General features: G+C 66.0%; 17 protein-coding genes. 1 reads left to right on the forward strand and 16 read right to left on the reverse strand.

The genetic code is table 11. The annotated features are described in order from the left end of the window. Positions 1-347, reverse strand: a 347-nt coding sequence (locus VLA96_10775) for a hypothetical protein (protein ID HSE49680.1), incomplete at its 3' end; no start/stop codon positions are given. 95 nt (positions 348-442) lie between these two features. Here VLA96_10775 and rpsT point away from each other — a divergent pair. Beyond that, entirely contained in the window at positions 443-706 is a 264-nt protein-coding gene (rpsT, locus tag VLA96_10780) for a 30S ribosomal protein S20 (protein ID HSE49681.1), read from the forward strand. A gap of 60 nt (positions 707-766) precedes the next feature. Here rpsT and VLA96_10785 read toward each other — a convergent pair whose 3' ends face one another. The 15 genes from VLA96_10785 to VLA96_10855 form a co-directional block, all read right to left on the reverse strand. Then, the gene (locus VLA96_10785; GenBank protein ID HSE49682.1) at positions 767-1,522 is read right to left on the reverse strand and encodes a hypothetical protein; all 756 of its coding nucleotides are present in this window, start codon (positions 1,520-1,522) and stop codon (positions 767-769) included. A 26-nt stretch (positions 1,523-1,548) separates the two neighbouring features. Beyond that, the gene (gene holA / locus VLA96_10790; protein ID HSE49683.1) at positions 1,549-2,646 is read right to left on the reverse strand and encodes a DNA polymerase III subunit delta; all 1,098 of its coding nucleotides are present in this window, start codon (positions 2,644-2,646) and stop codon (positions 1,549-1,551) included. 33 nt (positions 2,647-2,679) lie between these two features. Further along, the gene (locus VLA96_10795; protein HSE49684.1) at positions 2,680-3,180 is read right to left on the reverse strand and encodes an LptE family protein; all 501 of its coding nucleotides are present in this window, start codon (positions 3,178-3,180) and stop codon (positions 2,680-2,682) included. A gap of 74 nt (positions 3,181-3,254) precedes the next feature. Beyond that, positions 3,255-4,265, reverse strand: coding sequence for an Asd/ArgC dimerization domain-containing protein (locus tag VLA96_10800; GenBank protein ID HSE49685.1), 1,011 nt, complete (start codon positions 4,263-4,265; stop codon positions 3,255-3,257). Further along, positions 4,262-5,137, reverse strand: coding sequence for a phosphatidylcholine/phosphatidylserine synthase (locus VLA96_10805; protein HSE49686.1), 876 nt, complete (start codon positions 5,135-5,137; stop codon positions 4,262-4,264). The genes VLA96_10800 and VLA96_10805 overlap by 4 nt, the downstream gene beginning before the upstream one ends. After that, complete coding sequence (locus VLA96_10810; protein ID HSE49687.1) at positions 5,134-5,796, reverse strand: phosphatidylserine decarboxylase; 663 nt, start codon at positions 5,794-5,796, stop codon at positions 5,134-5,136. Before VLA96_10810 ends, VLA96_10805 begins: the two co-directional genes overlap by 4 nt. A 95-nt stretch (positions 5,797-5,891) precedes the next feature. After that, positions 5,892-6,116 carry a DUF465 domain-containing protein gene (locus VLA96_10815; protein HSE49688.1) on the reverse strand — a complete coding sequence of 75 codons (225 nt, stop codon included), beginning with the start codon at positions 6,114-6,116 and terminating at the stop codon, positions 5,892-5,894. Between the two features lie 190 nt (positions 6,117-6,306). Continuing rightward, positions 6,307-6,765 (reverse strand): ribosomal protein S18-alanine N-acetyltransferase, encoded by a 459-nt coding sequence (gene rimI, locus VLA96_10820; GenBank protein ID HSE49689.1) that lies wholly within the window; start codon positions 6,763-6,765, stop codon positions 6,307-6,309. Positions 6,766-6,850: 85 nt separating this feature from the next. After that, positions 6,851-7,579, reverse strand: coding sequence for a tRNA (adenosine(37)-N6)-threonylcarbamoyltransferase complex dimerization subunit type 1 TsaB (gene tsaB, locus VLA96_10825; GenBank protein ID HSE49690.1), 729 nt, complete (start codon positions 7,577-7,579; stop codon positions 6,851-6,853). A 79-nt stretch (positions 7,580-7,658) separates the two neighbouring features. Continuing rightward, positions 7,659-8,066 carry a methylmalonyl-CoA epimerase gene (gene mce, locus VLA96_10830; protein HSE49691.1) on the reverse strand — a complete coding sequence of 136 codons (408 nt, stop codon included), beginning with the start codon at positions 8,064-8,066 and terminating at the stop codon, positions 7,659-7,661. A gap of 15 nt (positions 8,067-8,081) precedes the next feature. After that, complete coding sequence (gene meaB / locus VLA96_10835) at positions 8,082-9,044, reverse strand: methylmalonyl Co-A mutase-associated GTPase MeaB (protein HSE49692.1); 963 nt, start codon at positions 9,042-9,044, stop codon at positions 8,082-8,084. A 396-nt stretch (positions 9,045-9,440) separates the two neighbouring features. Then, positions 9,441-10,583: an acyl-CoA dehydrogenase gene (locus VLA96_10840; protein HSE49693.1), complete on the reverse strand. Its 1,143-nt coding sequence runs from the start codon at positions 10,581-10,583 to the stop codon at positions 9,441-9,443. A gap of 232 nt (positions 10,584-10,815) precedes the next feature. Further along, positions 10,816-11,226 carry a response regulator gene (locus tag VLA96_10845; GenBank protein HSE49694.1) on the reverse strand — a complete coding sequence of 137 codons (411 nt, stop codon included), beginning with the start codon at positions 11,224-11,226 and terminating at the stop codon, positions 10,816-10,818. A 102-nt stretch (positions 11,227-11,328) separates the two neighbouring features. Beyond that, entirely contained in the window at positions 11,329-11,595 is a 267-nt protein-coding gene (locus VLA96_10850) for a DUF962 domain-containing protein (GenBank protein HSE49695.1), read from the reverse strand. 69 nt (positions 11,596-11,664) lie between these two features. Beyond that, on the reverse strand, positions 11,665-12,714 hold the full coding sequence (locus tag VLA96_10855; protein ID HSE49696.1) for a GntG family PLP-dependent aldolase: 1,050 nt from the start codon (positions 12,712-12,714) through the stop codon (positions 11,665-11,667). Positions 12,715-12,909 lie beyond the last annotated feature (195 nt).

A 12,909-nucleotide genomic window follows, 5' to 3' on the forward strand; every position in this document is an offset into this window, starting at 1 on the left:
GTCTCGCCGGTCTGGTTGGCCGGCACCGGCGGATGCGGGTTCCTGCGGCTGAAGTCGAGCTCCGACAGGCCGGCTTCGGCGAGCTTCTGCTTGGCCGCGGCGATGCGTTGCCCCAGGTCGGTCGCCGTGGTGCGGTCCGGGTCGACCGCGGGCACCGTCCCGGGCGCCGGGATGGCGCTCCCGTTGCGCACCAGCCCGTCGGCGATCGACCACTCGAACAGCGGCAGCGCCAGGTCGCAGCACGCCGCCCGCAGCAGCGCCAGCGCGCGCGCTTCTTCCACCGTCTCCATGACGATGATCGGAGTCGAGGAGTTGATCAGGACCTTGATGCGGGTGAGGGTGTCCATTGCGTGGGCGCGTTTGACCGGTCCTAGGGGATGCCGTAAAATACTACATTCGGCTTCAATCCTGATTCTTTTCAGAAGGACCAGCTAAGACACACATGGCAAACCATTTTTCGGCGCTCAAGCGCGCCCGTCAGACCGAGAAGCGCACCGCAGTCAACGTCGCGAATACCTCGCGCTTCCGCACCGCCCTGCGCAAGTTCCGCACCGCCCTGGCCTCCGGGGACAAGAAGGCCGCCCAGGGCATGTTCCGCGAGACCGTGTCGGCCATCGACAAGGCCATCCAGAAGGGTACTCTTCACCGCAACACTGCCTCGCGCTACAAGAGCCGCCTCTCGGCGCGACTGGCGGCGATGAAGTAAACCAGTCGTCAGACGTCAGTCTTCAGACTTCAGGAACGGCAGGCCAAACGGCTTGCCGTTTTATTTTTTCTTGTCTGGTTGAGGCTGCGGACGAGAGAAGACATCGTCCTTGATATCTCCGTTGATCTGAACGTCCTGCACCTGGCTCTTGAAGTAACCGGACCCTGTTTCCCATGCGCCGGCCCAGCGGGAGTTGGCCTCGCCTTCGACGTGATAGGGGATCATCAGGCCATCGACGTTCCTGTAGTCGGAGTAGGTGACAAGCGTTCCGCCTGACCAGCCGAGCGGGGCTGCACAACTGCTCTTGATCTCTAGAAATGTCTTGGCGTCGAAGTAGCCGTAGCAAGTCGAGCCCCGGGCGGGCGCGAACTTCAAGACGTGAGCAGGCTGCTCTTTCGAATCGTCGAATTCGTGATATGTGATCTTCTCGTACCACTTCGGCCGATCGAGCAGGCCGTAAAGGTCGGCGTCTTTCTTCAACTCGCGCAGTTCGTCTTCCTTCAAAACGCGGGGCGCCCCGCCATCGACCTGCTCCCAACCGTCTTTGCCGTCGAAACCCCTGCGATATTCGTGTCCCTCCATTCGCTGGACCGCCAGATACTTGTCCGGCGCCTTGCGAAAGGTCGCGACCGCGCCAGTGGACGGCGGGCGATTGATATCACCGGTGCGAATACCCATCTTCAACTCTCGGATGATGGCTAGCGTCCGGACTTGCCGGATGGCTTGTTCCCCTCCACTCGCTTCGATGTTGCGCTTGAGCACTTCCTCGGCACTGAGAGAAGGGCGCTCTCCTGCAAACGCCACGACTGCGGCCATCGCAAGAGTGGCGAGAAAGACAGGCCTTACAGCGTGAGCTCGTGTTGCTGCCATGAGGGCAGCTCCTTTACTGCCGCTTCGGCGCACAGGTCAAGCACCAGCTTCTCCAGCACCAGCCGCTTCGAGATGGGGTTGGAGCGCAGGGCGAGGTCGGCCTTGGCGATCAGGCGCAGCGCGCGCGTCAGGTCGCGGCGCGACTTGTAGCGCCGCGCCTGCCGGATCACGTCCTCGGCGGCGAACGGCGGCAGCCGGAAGCCCTGCCACAGCGCCTGCCAGATGGCGCGCGAGTCGCGCACGTTCTTCTCCAGGATCACCAGCATCTGGCGAAACGTCTTGGCCAGCATGTGCAGGTGCCCGATGGCGGCGTCTTCCCCGTCGCCCGAGCTCAGGATGGCGTCGAGGTTGGCGAGCGCGCGCGGCCGGTCCTTCGCGCTGATGGCGTCGGTCAGCTCGTAGAGCGAGCGCTGCTTGGCGGCGAGCACCATGGTCTCGACGTCGGCCAGCGTGATCCGCTTCTTCTCCCCCACGAACAGGAACAGCTTCTCCAGTTCGTTGGCGACCAGCAGCATGTCGGCGCCGAGCGAATCGACCAGCTCGCGCGCCGCCTCGCTCTCGACCTTCACGCCCTGGGCCGCGGCGCTGTCGACCACCCAGCGCATGCCTTCGCTCTCGTCCACGCGCGCGAACTCGATCACCGTGCAGAACTCGCCCAGCGTCTCGCGGATGCGCTCGTAGCGCTCTTTGTCCTGCAGCTCCATGCGGCGCACATCGGCGGGGATGGAGATGTGGTCGGCGACGAAGATGAGCACCGCGTCCGGGTTCGGCGACTTCACGTACTGCTCAATGGCGTCGTAGTCGGCCTGGTGCGAGCCGCGTCCGTAGAGCGCCTTAAGATTGCGGATGAAGAAGACCTGGAACGGCGCCATCAGCGAGGGCGTGCGCGCCCGGTCCAGGATCTCGGCGACCTCGGTCTCCGCCAGGTCCAGTTCGTAGAAGCTGAACTCGCGCAGGTCGCGCGGCACCAGGTGCTCCAGGAGCGCCGCGCGGCAGCGGTCGCGGAAGAACCCTTCGTCGCCCATGAAGATGTAGGCGGGCGAGAGTTTGCGCGACTTTACTTCGCTCACAAAACGCTCCGTGGGTGCGAAGCGCCCGGGCAACTAGAAGCCCTCCAAGACATTGGCCACCAGCGAGCGCGCGAAGTCGCGGGCCAGGCGGTCCTGCGCCGGCGATTCTTCTTCGAAGAACGACGACACCTCGCGCGAGATCTGGTACTGCTCACGATAGACGTAGTTCGGGTTGTCGAACAGCACCTTGCCGCCGCGGTCGACCAGCTGCACCTTCATCGTCACGGTGATGAGCGCCGAAGACGCGCGGCCGGTGCGCGAGTCGTAGGTGAGCGGCGCCAGCTCGGCGGCGACCACGGTGCCGCGCAGCGTGGCGTCCGCCTCCTGCGACTCCCGGTTCGCGATGTGGTAGTTGGTGCGCGTGGTGAACTCGCGCACCACCGCCGCCGTCAGCACCTGCTCGATCTTGTAGGTCTGCGTCTTGTTCTCGAACGCCGGGACCGCGATGGTGTGGACCTCGGTCGGCAGCCTGGCCGCGTGCCCCGCGGTGGAGTAGCCGCAGCTTGCGGTTAGCACCGCGAGGATAGCGATCATCGCAAGTTTCAGGTTTCGGGTCTCAAGTCTCAAGACCCGAGGCCACGCGAAACCCGAAACACGAAACTTGAAACTCACCGTGCTCTCCTGAGCTCGATCGCCTGCTGTGCCGCCTCGACCGCGGTCACCGACTGTACCCGAAGATTGTCGGCCGCGGCCCACAACCAGAACGCGTTGTCCTTCTGCAGGTCGCGGCGCAGCCCGATCATGATCTCGTCCTGCCCCGCCGCCCCCACGTTGCTCGGCGACTCGCCCGCGCGCGCCACCGCCACGTGCGCCCCCGCCAGCGCCTGCGCGAAGTCCCCGACCGCGGCCTTCTTTTCGAGCTCAATGTAAACCGAGAACACGTGCCCGTGAAAGACGGGCGCCTGCACGAGCATCAGCGAAGGTATTGGCAGCCGCGGCGACGCGATCTTCTGGAAGTGCTCGAGGATGCGACGCTCGGTGGCTTCCAGCGCGGCCGGCGCGTTGGCGCCGTAGCGCGCCAGCATGTTGAAGGCGAGCTGCGCGTCGTAGATCCCGGTGGGCATCGGCTGGAAGCTCAGCAGGTTCACGGTCTGCTGGTGCAGCTCGTCCATGCCGCGGCGGCCCTGCTCGCTCGCCGGCTCGTACACCGTCGCGACCACGCTGCGCATCTCCGCCACCGCCCGCGCGCGCTCCAGCAGCAACGCCAGCACGACCGCCGCCGGATGCGCCGGCACGATGACCTGCGCGCCCAGTTCCTCCTCCGGGACTTCCTTCGCCGTCCACGGCGACCGCAGCGCCGCGCCCGGCTCGCCTTCCAGCGCGTACGACAGATCGACGACCAGCACGCCGCCGTCGCGCGCCAGCGTCCAGTGCTTCCGCGTGAAGACGTGGTCGGAGGCGAAGAACGCCACCTTCACGTCGCGGAAGCTCTCGGCGGTCACCGCCTGGACGAATGTGGCCTCGTCGCCGACGGCGTCGAGCTGCCCGAGCGATTCGTCGTCGTCGAGCAGGCGGATGTCGATGGCGGGAAAGTCGCTCCCGTTCAGCGTGTCCTTCAGCTCTTTGCCTTTGAGCGTGGCGGCGCCCACGATGGCCACGCGATAGAGCTTGTCGCTCATGGCGTGGGCACGGCTTCCTGCGCCGGCGGCGGAGGCGGCGCGCTCCTCGGGCGGAAGATCCACACCAGCCGCGCCAGCACCCCCGAGAGCATGTACGTGAGCGCCAGCAGGAACAGCGCATAGTGCGAGAAGAAATAGATCCCGCCGATGAGCGCGGCGATCAGGATGATGGTGCGGAACGGCACGCGCTTCCGCCAGTCCAGCCCTTTCAGGCTGAGGTAGCGCCATGTGCTCACCATCAGGAAGCCGCACGTCAGCATGAGCGCGGCGAAGATGGTCGAGAGCCACCACGCGCTGAGCGGCCGTCCCGAGCTGAAGTGCACGGTCGCCGCGATCACGCCCGCGCCCGCCGGGATCGGCATCCCCACGAAATACTTGCGGTCCGGCCGCCCCGGGTTCGATGGCACCGCGTTCTTCGTGATGTTGAAGCGCGCCAGCCGGCTCGCGCCCGCGATCAGGAAAAGGAAACTGGCGATGGCGCCGATCTGCACCAGCCGCGTGCGCCAGTCGCCTTCCGCGAAAGGCATGAGCGAGAGCCAGCGGAACCCCCAGACCCACCCCAGTATCGCCGGCGCCAGCCCGAACGAGATGACGTCGGCGAGCGAATCCAGTTCCTTGCCGAAGTCGCTCGCCGTCTGCGTGAGGCGCGCGATCATGCCGTCCAAAAAGTCCATCACGATGGCGATCCCGATGGCCTTGGCGGCGTTGTCGAGCCGCCACGCCGTCTCCGGCGTCGCCAGCAGCGTCTGCGCGATGGCGTAGTAGCCCAGCGCGATGTTGCCCGCGGTGAACAGCGACGGCAGGATGTGCATGCCGCGGCGCAGCTTCCGCGTCCGGGCGGGATCGTTGAAGCGGCGCAGTTGCATCGTCATCGGCGCGCCTCCGCCGTCTGGGCCGGACCGCGCGCTGGCGTCGCCGCGACCGGCGCGATGGCCAGCACCGAGCTGCCGCCCGCGACCTTGTCGCCCACCTTCACGCGCAGCTCCGCGCCCGCGTCGAAGATCACGTCGCAGCGCGACCCGAACTTGATCAGCCCGATGCGTTCGCCACGCGCCACCGTGTCGCCCACCGTCTTGGTGAACACGATGCGCCGCGCCAGCAGGCCCGCAATCTGCTTGAACACCAGCGTCTGCCCCTCGCCCCGCACCGTCACGATGTTCTGCTCGTTCGCCTCCGACGACACCTGCCCCATCGCGTTGCCGAACTTCCCGCGCCGGTACTCCACCTTCTCCACCACGCCACCGATGGGTGTGCGGTTCACGTGCACGTTGAAGACGTTGAGGAAGATGGAGATGCGCGTGCGCGGCCGGCCGTCGAGCTCGACAGTCGCGACCTCGGTCACTTTGCCGTCCGCCGGCGACACGATCGCGCCCGGTTCCTGCGGGATGGCGCGCTCCGGGTCGCGGAAGAACCACAGGAAGAACGCCGCCAATGGCAGCGGGATGAGGGCGTACCCCCAGCCGAACAGCCAACCGAGCAACGCGCCGACCGCCGCGAGGGCGAGCGCGTAGTAGATGCCGTCGCGCACCATGGAATCATTGATTATAGCTGCGCCTTGAGAGTGGCCCCAGCAAACAAAACCCCGGCGCGCGGCCGGGGTCTCGGCTATCTCGGAGACTGGATTGCTTATGCTACCTGGTGCGCGGTCCGCCGGTGCTGCTGCTCGATGATCTCCATCTGGTCCTTCAGGCGGAGTTTGAGCTTCTTCAGACGGACCTCTTCCAGCTTCTCGTCTTCGCTTAAGTATCTTTTTTGGATGAGTGAATCGAGGCGTTGTGCGTACTGCTGATGCTCTTGCGCCAACCGACGAAATTCTTCGTGGTTGGCAATGAGGTCATCGTGGAGTGCCATCCAGAAGTCCTCCTACCAAGACTTGGACAGGCAACGCTAGCACAGGGGTTTTCCCCGATTCAACGGTTTTCGGCTCCGAGAGAGTTTGCACCGAGGATGGTGCAATAGTCGCTCCTTGCAATGGTGGTCGGCTGGTGGTCGGTGGTCGAAAAATCAGATCACCGACCACCACCGACCACCGACCACTTGTTCAGGCGAACGTGAACTTATAGAGGACCGCGTCCTCTTCCGGCTGCCGGTAGTACCCAGGCCGGCGCCCGCCCTCCACGAACGCCCACTTCTCGTAGAGCGACCGCGCCGCGGCGTTCGACGCCCGCACCTCGAGGAACACAGCCGACGCGCCCTGCGCCCGCGCCCTGTCCAGCAGCTCCCCGACCAGGCGCGTGCCGTGGCCCCGCCGCCGCGCCTCGGGCTCGATGGCCAGGTTCTCGATCTCCCACTCGCCGCCCACCGTCTGTGCGACCAGGAAACCCTCGACCTTGCCTCCGTTCTCGATGACCAGCGCGATCCGCCGCCAGTCGGTCGCGAGCTCGGGGGCATTGAAGATCTTGTCGTAGTCGGCGGCGGTCCAGTGCGCCGCCGTCGCGGCATGCTTCTCGATGGCCTGCATCGCGGGCAGGTCCTCGGGCTTGGCGGGACGGATCCTCAAGGAAGGGGTCATGCTGAGGAGCCCGCCGCGGCGGGCGAGCGAGCGCTTTCTTCAGCGAGCGAGCAGCGACGAAGCATCTTGGTTCTCATGGCTTCGCGAATATCTCCGCGTCGGAGCGCCGAATGTAGTTGGCGTCGAGCTGCTCGACCGTGACCGTCTCGCCGCGCGCCAGCTTCCCCGCCCCGATGCGCGCGACGTCCGCGGCACTTGGACGCGGCACCGCCGTCCACTGCACGCCGACCTCGCTCAGCAGCCGCGAGACGCTCCCGTCCGAGGTCACGACCGGCAGCGCCGGCTTCGACTCCCCGCGCAGGTGCGCGATGAAGTCCGCCTGCGAGAGCAGCTCCTCCCGCAGCGTCCTCCCCCGCCCGTCGGCGACCTCGTATTCCCCGAAGAACACTTCCTGCCGCTGCGCGTCGAGCGCGGTCGCCACTCTCTTCGGCAGGGACGGCCTTCTGGCCGTCTCTGGAGACGCGGATAACGGCGTCGCTACTGTTGAACCCGAGAGCGCCAGCGCCTCGAGCACGGACACCACCGCGATCGGCTTGCCGAGTATCTCCGCCAGGCCCTTGACCGCGGCCAGCCCGACGCGCAGCCCGGTGAACGAGCCCGGGCCGCTCGCGACCGCGAATCCGCCGACGTCTTCTTTCTTCAGCTTGTGTTTCGCCAGCAGCTCGGCGACCTGCGGGATGAGCTGCGCGGAGAACGTCCCGCCCGCGATGGGCGCCGCCTCCAGCAGCGCGCCCTCGCGCCACAGCGCGATGCCGCCCTGCTTCCCGCTCGTGTCTATGCCGAGAATAAGCAAAAAGTCCAACGCAGAGACGCCGAGCACGCGGAGGATTCAAGGAAGAAGTACCTGCTCGGCGTCCTCTGCGCCTCGGCGTTAGATTTTTTCAAACTCCTTGCGGCGGATCTTCACACAGTTCCAGCAGCACGCCGCCGGTCGACGACGGGTGCAGGAAGACATACAGATGTCCCCCCGCGCCGACCTTGATCTCTTCCGTGATGAACTTCGCGCCCGTCTTCTTCAGCCGCTCGACCGTCCCGGCCAGGTCGGCCACGCGCAGCGCTACGTGGTGCAGCCCTTCGCCGCGCTTCGCGATGAAGCGCCCCACCGGCGAATCGGCCTCGGTGGCCTCGAGCAGCTCGATGCGGCTCTCGCCCACCGGCAGCATCGCGACCTTCACCTTCTCGTGCGCCACCACCTCTTCGCCCACGACCTCGAGCCCGAGCGCGCGGTAGAACGCCTTCGCCTGCTCCAGCGACTTCACCGCGATGCCGAGATGATCGATCTCCGCCATCAACACCCTGCCTTCTTATTCCCGGGGCTTCTTCACGGAACCCACGATCTCTTCCACCAGCGCGTACGGGTCGCGCTTGTGCTCGGCGACCTCGGCGGCCAGCTTCCCCAGCTGCCCGTCGCCCAACTGCTCGCGCAGCAGGCGCTCCATCAGCGCCTCGCGCAGCATCTCGAGCAGGCGCTCGCGCCAGTTCTCGGCGCGCTTCTTCGCCGCCAGCCCCGCCTTGGACTGGAACTTCTCATACTCCGCGATGGCGGCGGCGAGCTCGCCGATGCCCTGACCTTCGCTCGCGACCGTCTTCACGATGGGCGGCGTCCAGTTGTCCTTGCGGATGGCGAGCGTCTGCATCGCGCGGATCTCGCGCTCCACGCGCTCCGCGCCCTCGCGGTCGCTCTTGTTGATCACGAAGACGTCGGCGATCTCCATGATGCCGGCCTTGATGGTCTGCACGTCGTCGCCCATGCCGGGCACCAGGATGACTACGGTGACGTCGGCGAGCCGCACGATGTCGATCTCGTCCTGCCCGACGCCCACCGTTTCGACCAGCACCACGTCTTTGCCGGCGGCGTCGAGCACCGAGGTCACGTCCGCGGTGGTGCGCGCCAGCCCGCCGAGGAAGCCGCGCGTCGCCATCGAGCGGATGAAGATGCCTTGGTCGGCATGATGCGCCTGCATCCGGATGCGGTCGCCCAGGATGGCGCCGCCGGTGTAGGGCGACGTGGGGTCCACCGCGACGATGCCGATGGTTTTGCCCGCCTTGCGGTACTCGCGCGCGAGCTGGTCGACGAGCGTGCTCTTGCCCGCGCCCGGCGCGCCCGTCAGTCCGATCACGCGCGCTTTGCCGGAGTGTGGGAACAGCGCCTTCAGCAGCTCGACCGAGTCGGCCTCGCGGTTCTCGATCGAGGTGATGGCGCGCGCCAGCGCGCGCACCTCGCCCTCGCGGATGCGCGAGACCCAGTCCTGGAGATGGGAGGCCATGAACTGGTCAGTGTAAATGATGGTGGACGCACCGTCAGGCTCGTGGAATAGTTCGGGACGGAGGGAATGGTGAGGACCTTTCCGAGAGAGTTAGCCGAATTCCGAGAGATTGTTGAAGCGCGCGGGAAGCAGCTCCGGACTATGTCTTTCTCTCAATTAGTCGGGCTGAAGGATAGGCCGACAGAGTACCTAAAGGTTCAGTCCCGCGAAGCCACAATCGATATCATCATCTTGTCTTCAGAGTCTCAGCCGGATGCGCTTCGTGTGGTCGTGCAAGGGTTCCTAGGACAGCGAGTGGGCAAGAGCGTGGCCCTCGATGGATTCCACAAGCATCGCGACGGTACGGTGCGCCCGATGAGTGCCAGCGAACTGTGCCAGTTCGACTAAGCCGGTTACCTATCCCTTGAGCAGCTGCCTTGCGATCACCAGCCGCTGGATCTCGCTGGTGCCCTCGCCGATGGTGCACAGCTTGACGTCGCGGTAGAACTTCTCCGCCGGGTAGTCCTTGATGAAGCCGTAGCCGCCGTGGATCTGGACACTCTCGTTGGCGCAGCGCACCGCGACCTCCGAGGTGTACAGCTTCGCCATGGAGGACTCGAGCGTGGTCTTCATGCCCTTGTCCTTCATGTCGGCGGCGCGCATGGTGAGCAGCCGCGCGGCCTCGATCTCGGTGGCCATGTCGGCCAGCTTCCACTGGATGGCCTGGAACTCCGAGATGGCCTTGCCGAACTGCTTGCGCTGCTGCGAGTACTTGAGCGCCGACTCGTACGCGCCCTGCGCCATGCCCAACCCGAGCGCCGCGATCGAGATGCGTCCGCCGTCGAGCACGCGCATCGCGTCCACGAAGCCGTCGCCTTCCTTGCCGCACAGCGCCTCGGCCGGCACCCAGCAGTCTTCGAAGATGAGTTCGCTCGTGTCCGACGCGCGCAGCCCCAGCTTGTTCTCCTTCTTCCCCGCGCGAAAACCTTTGGTCCCTTTGTCCACGATGAAGGCAGAGAGGCCGTGCGTGTGCGCCGTCTTGTCGGTCACGGCGATCACCACCGCGCAGTCGGCGTAGTGGCCGTTGGTGATGAATGTCTTGGTGCCGTTCAGCACCCAGCCTTTGTCTTTCTTCACCGCGGTCATGCGCGCGGAGCCGGCGTCGGAGCCCGAGCCCGGCTCGGTCAACCCCCACGCGCCGATGAACTCGCCGGTCGCCAGCTTCGGGATGTACTTCTTCCGCTGCGCGTCGTTGCCGGCGATGAAGATGTGGTTCGAGCACAGCGAGGTGTGCGCCGCCACGATGATGCCGACCGAGCCGTCGATGCGCGACAGCTCTTCGATCGCGATCACGTACTCCACGTAGCCCAGCCCCGAGCCGCCGAGCTCCGCCGGGAAGATCACGCCCATCAGCCCGAGCTTGCCGAGCTCCTTGACGGTCTCCATCGGGAAGCGCGACTCCTCGTCCCACTTCATCACGTTGGGCAGGATCTCGCGCTCGGCGAACTCACGCACGCTCTTGCGCAGCTGTAGCTGCTCGTCGTTCAACTGGAAATCCAACGGAGACTCCTGCGGACACCGCGGACCGCGGTGGGATAGGAACCCACGGTTATAACACGCTGGTAAAAGCAGTCGCTAGTCGCTCGCTGCTCGTCGCTGGGGTTTCGGGCGGCAGTCGCCAGTCGCTAGCGGCTGGTCGCCAGGGTTTCGCGGAAATGAAAAGCCCTCCTATGAGGAGGGCTTTTCGTCTTTCGATTCTTCCCTAGCGACTAGCGACTGACGACAGCGACTTCTACGCCACCGCGCCTTCCGCGGCGGTCGTGCCGAGCGCGCTGATCTTCGCGCTGTCGGGCTTGGCGAGCATCTCGGCGACCTTGTCCACCAGTTGCTGCGCGCCGTCGGCCTTCACGTGCAGGCCGTTGACCAGCTTGAGCGCCGCTTCCGGCGGCCACCAGTACGCGCCGCACAGCATGAGGATGGGCACGTCGGGCCGCAGCGTGCGCATGCGCAGCGCGACTTCGCCGCCGTACACCTCGCGCGCCCGGTAGTCGAGCACGATGAGGTCGAGCTCCGATTGCACGAACAGTTCGAGGGCGCGCTTGCCGCTCGCGGTGGAAAGCACGTTGTGACCGGCGGATCGCAGCGCGGCAGTCCACTTCTCCAGCAGGACCGGGTTGCAATCGACGCAGAGTACCTTCGCCATCAGGAGCCTCCAGGGGCCAGATCCTGAACGTTCCAGGAACTACTCTGCCTAAGATGCAATCCGGGGGCCGAGCGCGGGGCGAAAAGTGCCGTTGATAGCTGTCTAGTTACCTCGTCCGAGCAGGCGCCGCACCAGCCACACCGGCGCCACCAGCACGTGCAGCGGGTTCCTCACCGTAGCCGGCTGGTTCCCCTCGATCAAGTGCCCGGTCCAGGCCAGCGCGAACGCTGCCGGGATGAGCAGCAGCGCGATGCCCCAGTGGAACCACACCACGATCAGCGACGAGAAGCCCACCGGGATGGCCAGCATGTGGAGGGCTCGGTTTACTGGATGGTTATGAGCGTTGTCGTAACTCGCGTACCAGCTCATCGGTAAATTTGGGCCTCCGGGAGCAAAAAAGACTCGCTAGTGTACCGGGTTCTTCGGAAAGCGCAACCACTAGGCCCGTAGGGTCGCCGCCAGCAACTCCAGCGCGCGCTCGCACGCGGCCCGGTCCACGTCCAGGTGCGTGACGAAGCGCAGCGACTGCGCGCTCGTCGCCGGATTCACCAGCAGCCCGCGCTCGGCGAGCTTGCGCGAAAGCTCCGCCGCCGTCCCAAACTTCGCGTCGATCTCGAACACCACGATGTTGGTCTGCGGCGGATTGGGGATGGTCACGCCCGGGATCTTCGCCAGACCCTCCGCCAGGAACCGAGCGTTCGCGTGGTCGTCTTTCAGGCGCTTCGGCATCTCCTCCAGCGCAAGCAGTCCCGCAGCTGCGAGGATGCCGGCCTGCCGCATGCCTCCGCCGAGCGCCTTGCGCACCGAGCGCGCGCGCGCGATGAACTCGCGGCTGCCGGCCAGCATCGACCCCACCGGCGCCCCGAGTCCCTTCGACAGGCAGAACATCACGGAGTCCGCCTTGCCCGCGACCTCGCGCACCGGCTTGCCCAGCGCCTCGGCAGCATTGAAGATGCGCGCGCCATCGAGATGCACCGGGATCCCGGCTGCGCGCGCGCGCTCGCAGATCTCGTCCGCCACCGCCTGCGGATACACCACGCCGCCCGCCATGTTGTGCGTGTTCTCGATCGCGATCAGCCCGGTCTGCGCGAACGCGTAGTGCTTCGCGCGGATGCGCGGCGCGATCATCTCCCACGTCAGGATGCCGTCCGCCGTCGGGATGGTCCGCGTGATGCACCCGGAGAACGCGCCGATCATCGCCATCTCCCAGTCCAGGATGTGCGCGCGCGCGTCGCAGATCACCTCCTGCCCGTGGTGCGTGTGCAGCTTGATGGCGATCTGGTTCCCCATCGTCCCGCTGGGGACGAAGATGGCCGCTTCCCTGCCCAGCACCTCGGCCGCGCGCTGCTCCAGCCGGTTGACCGTCGGGTCTTCCGCATAGACGTCGTCGCCGACCTCGGCCTCCGCCATCGCGCGCCGCATTGCCGGCGTCGGCTTGGTCACGGTGTCGGACCGCAGATCGATGACGGGCGCGGGCTGCGAAGTCACGTAAGAACTTCTACCAGAATCGATTTCCCGTGACTACCACATCGCTGCTCCCCCCACACTGTCATCCCGAGCGAAGCGCGAGTCCGCCGCGGTCCGCCGCGGACGAGCGCGAGTCGAGGGACCACGCCTTGTGCCACTATCTGTGACCACCCTCACTGCATAAGAATCTCGCTCCCCCACACTGTCATCCCGAGC

This window comes from Terriglobales bacterium, assembly GCA_035457425.1.
GTDB lineage: Bacteria > Acidobacteriota > Terriglobia > Terriglobales > Acidobacteriaceae > JACPNR01.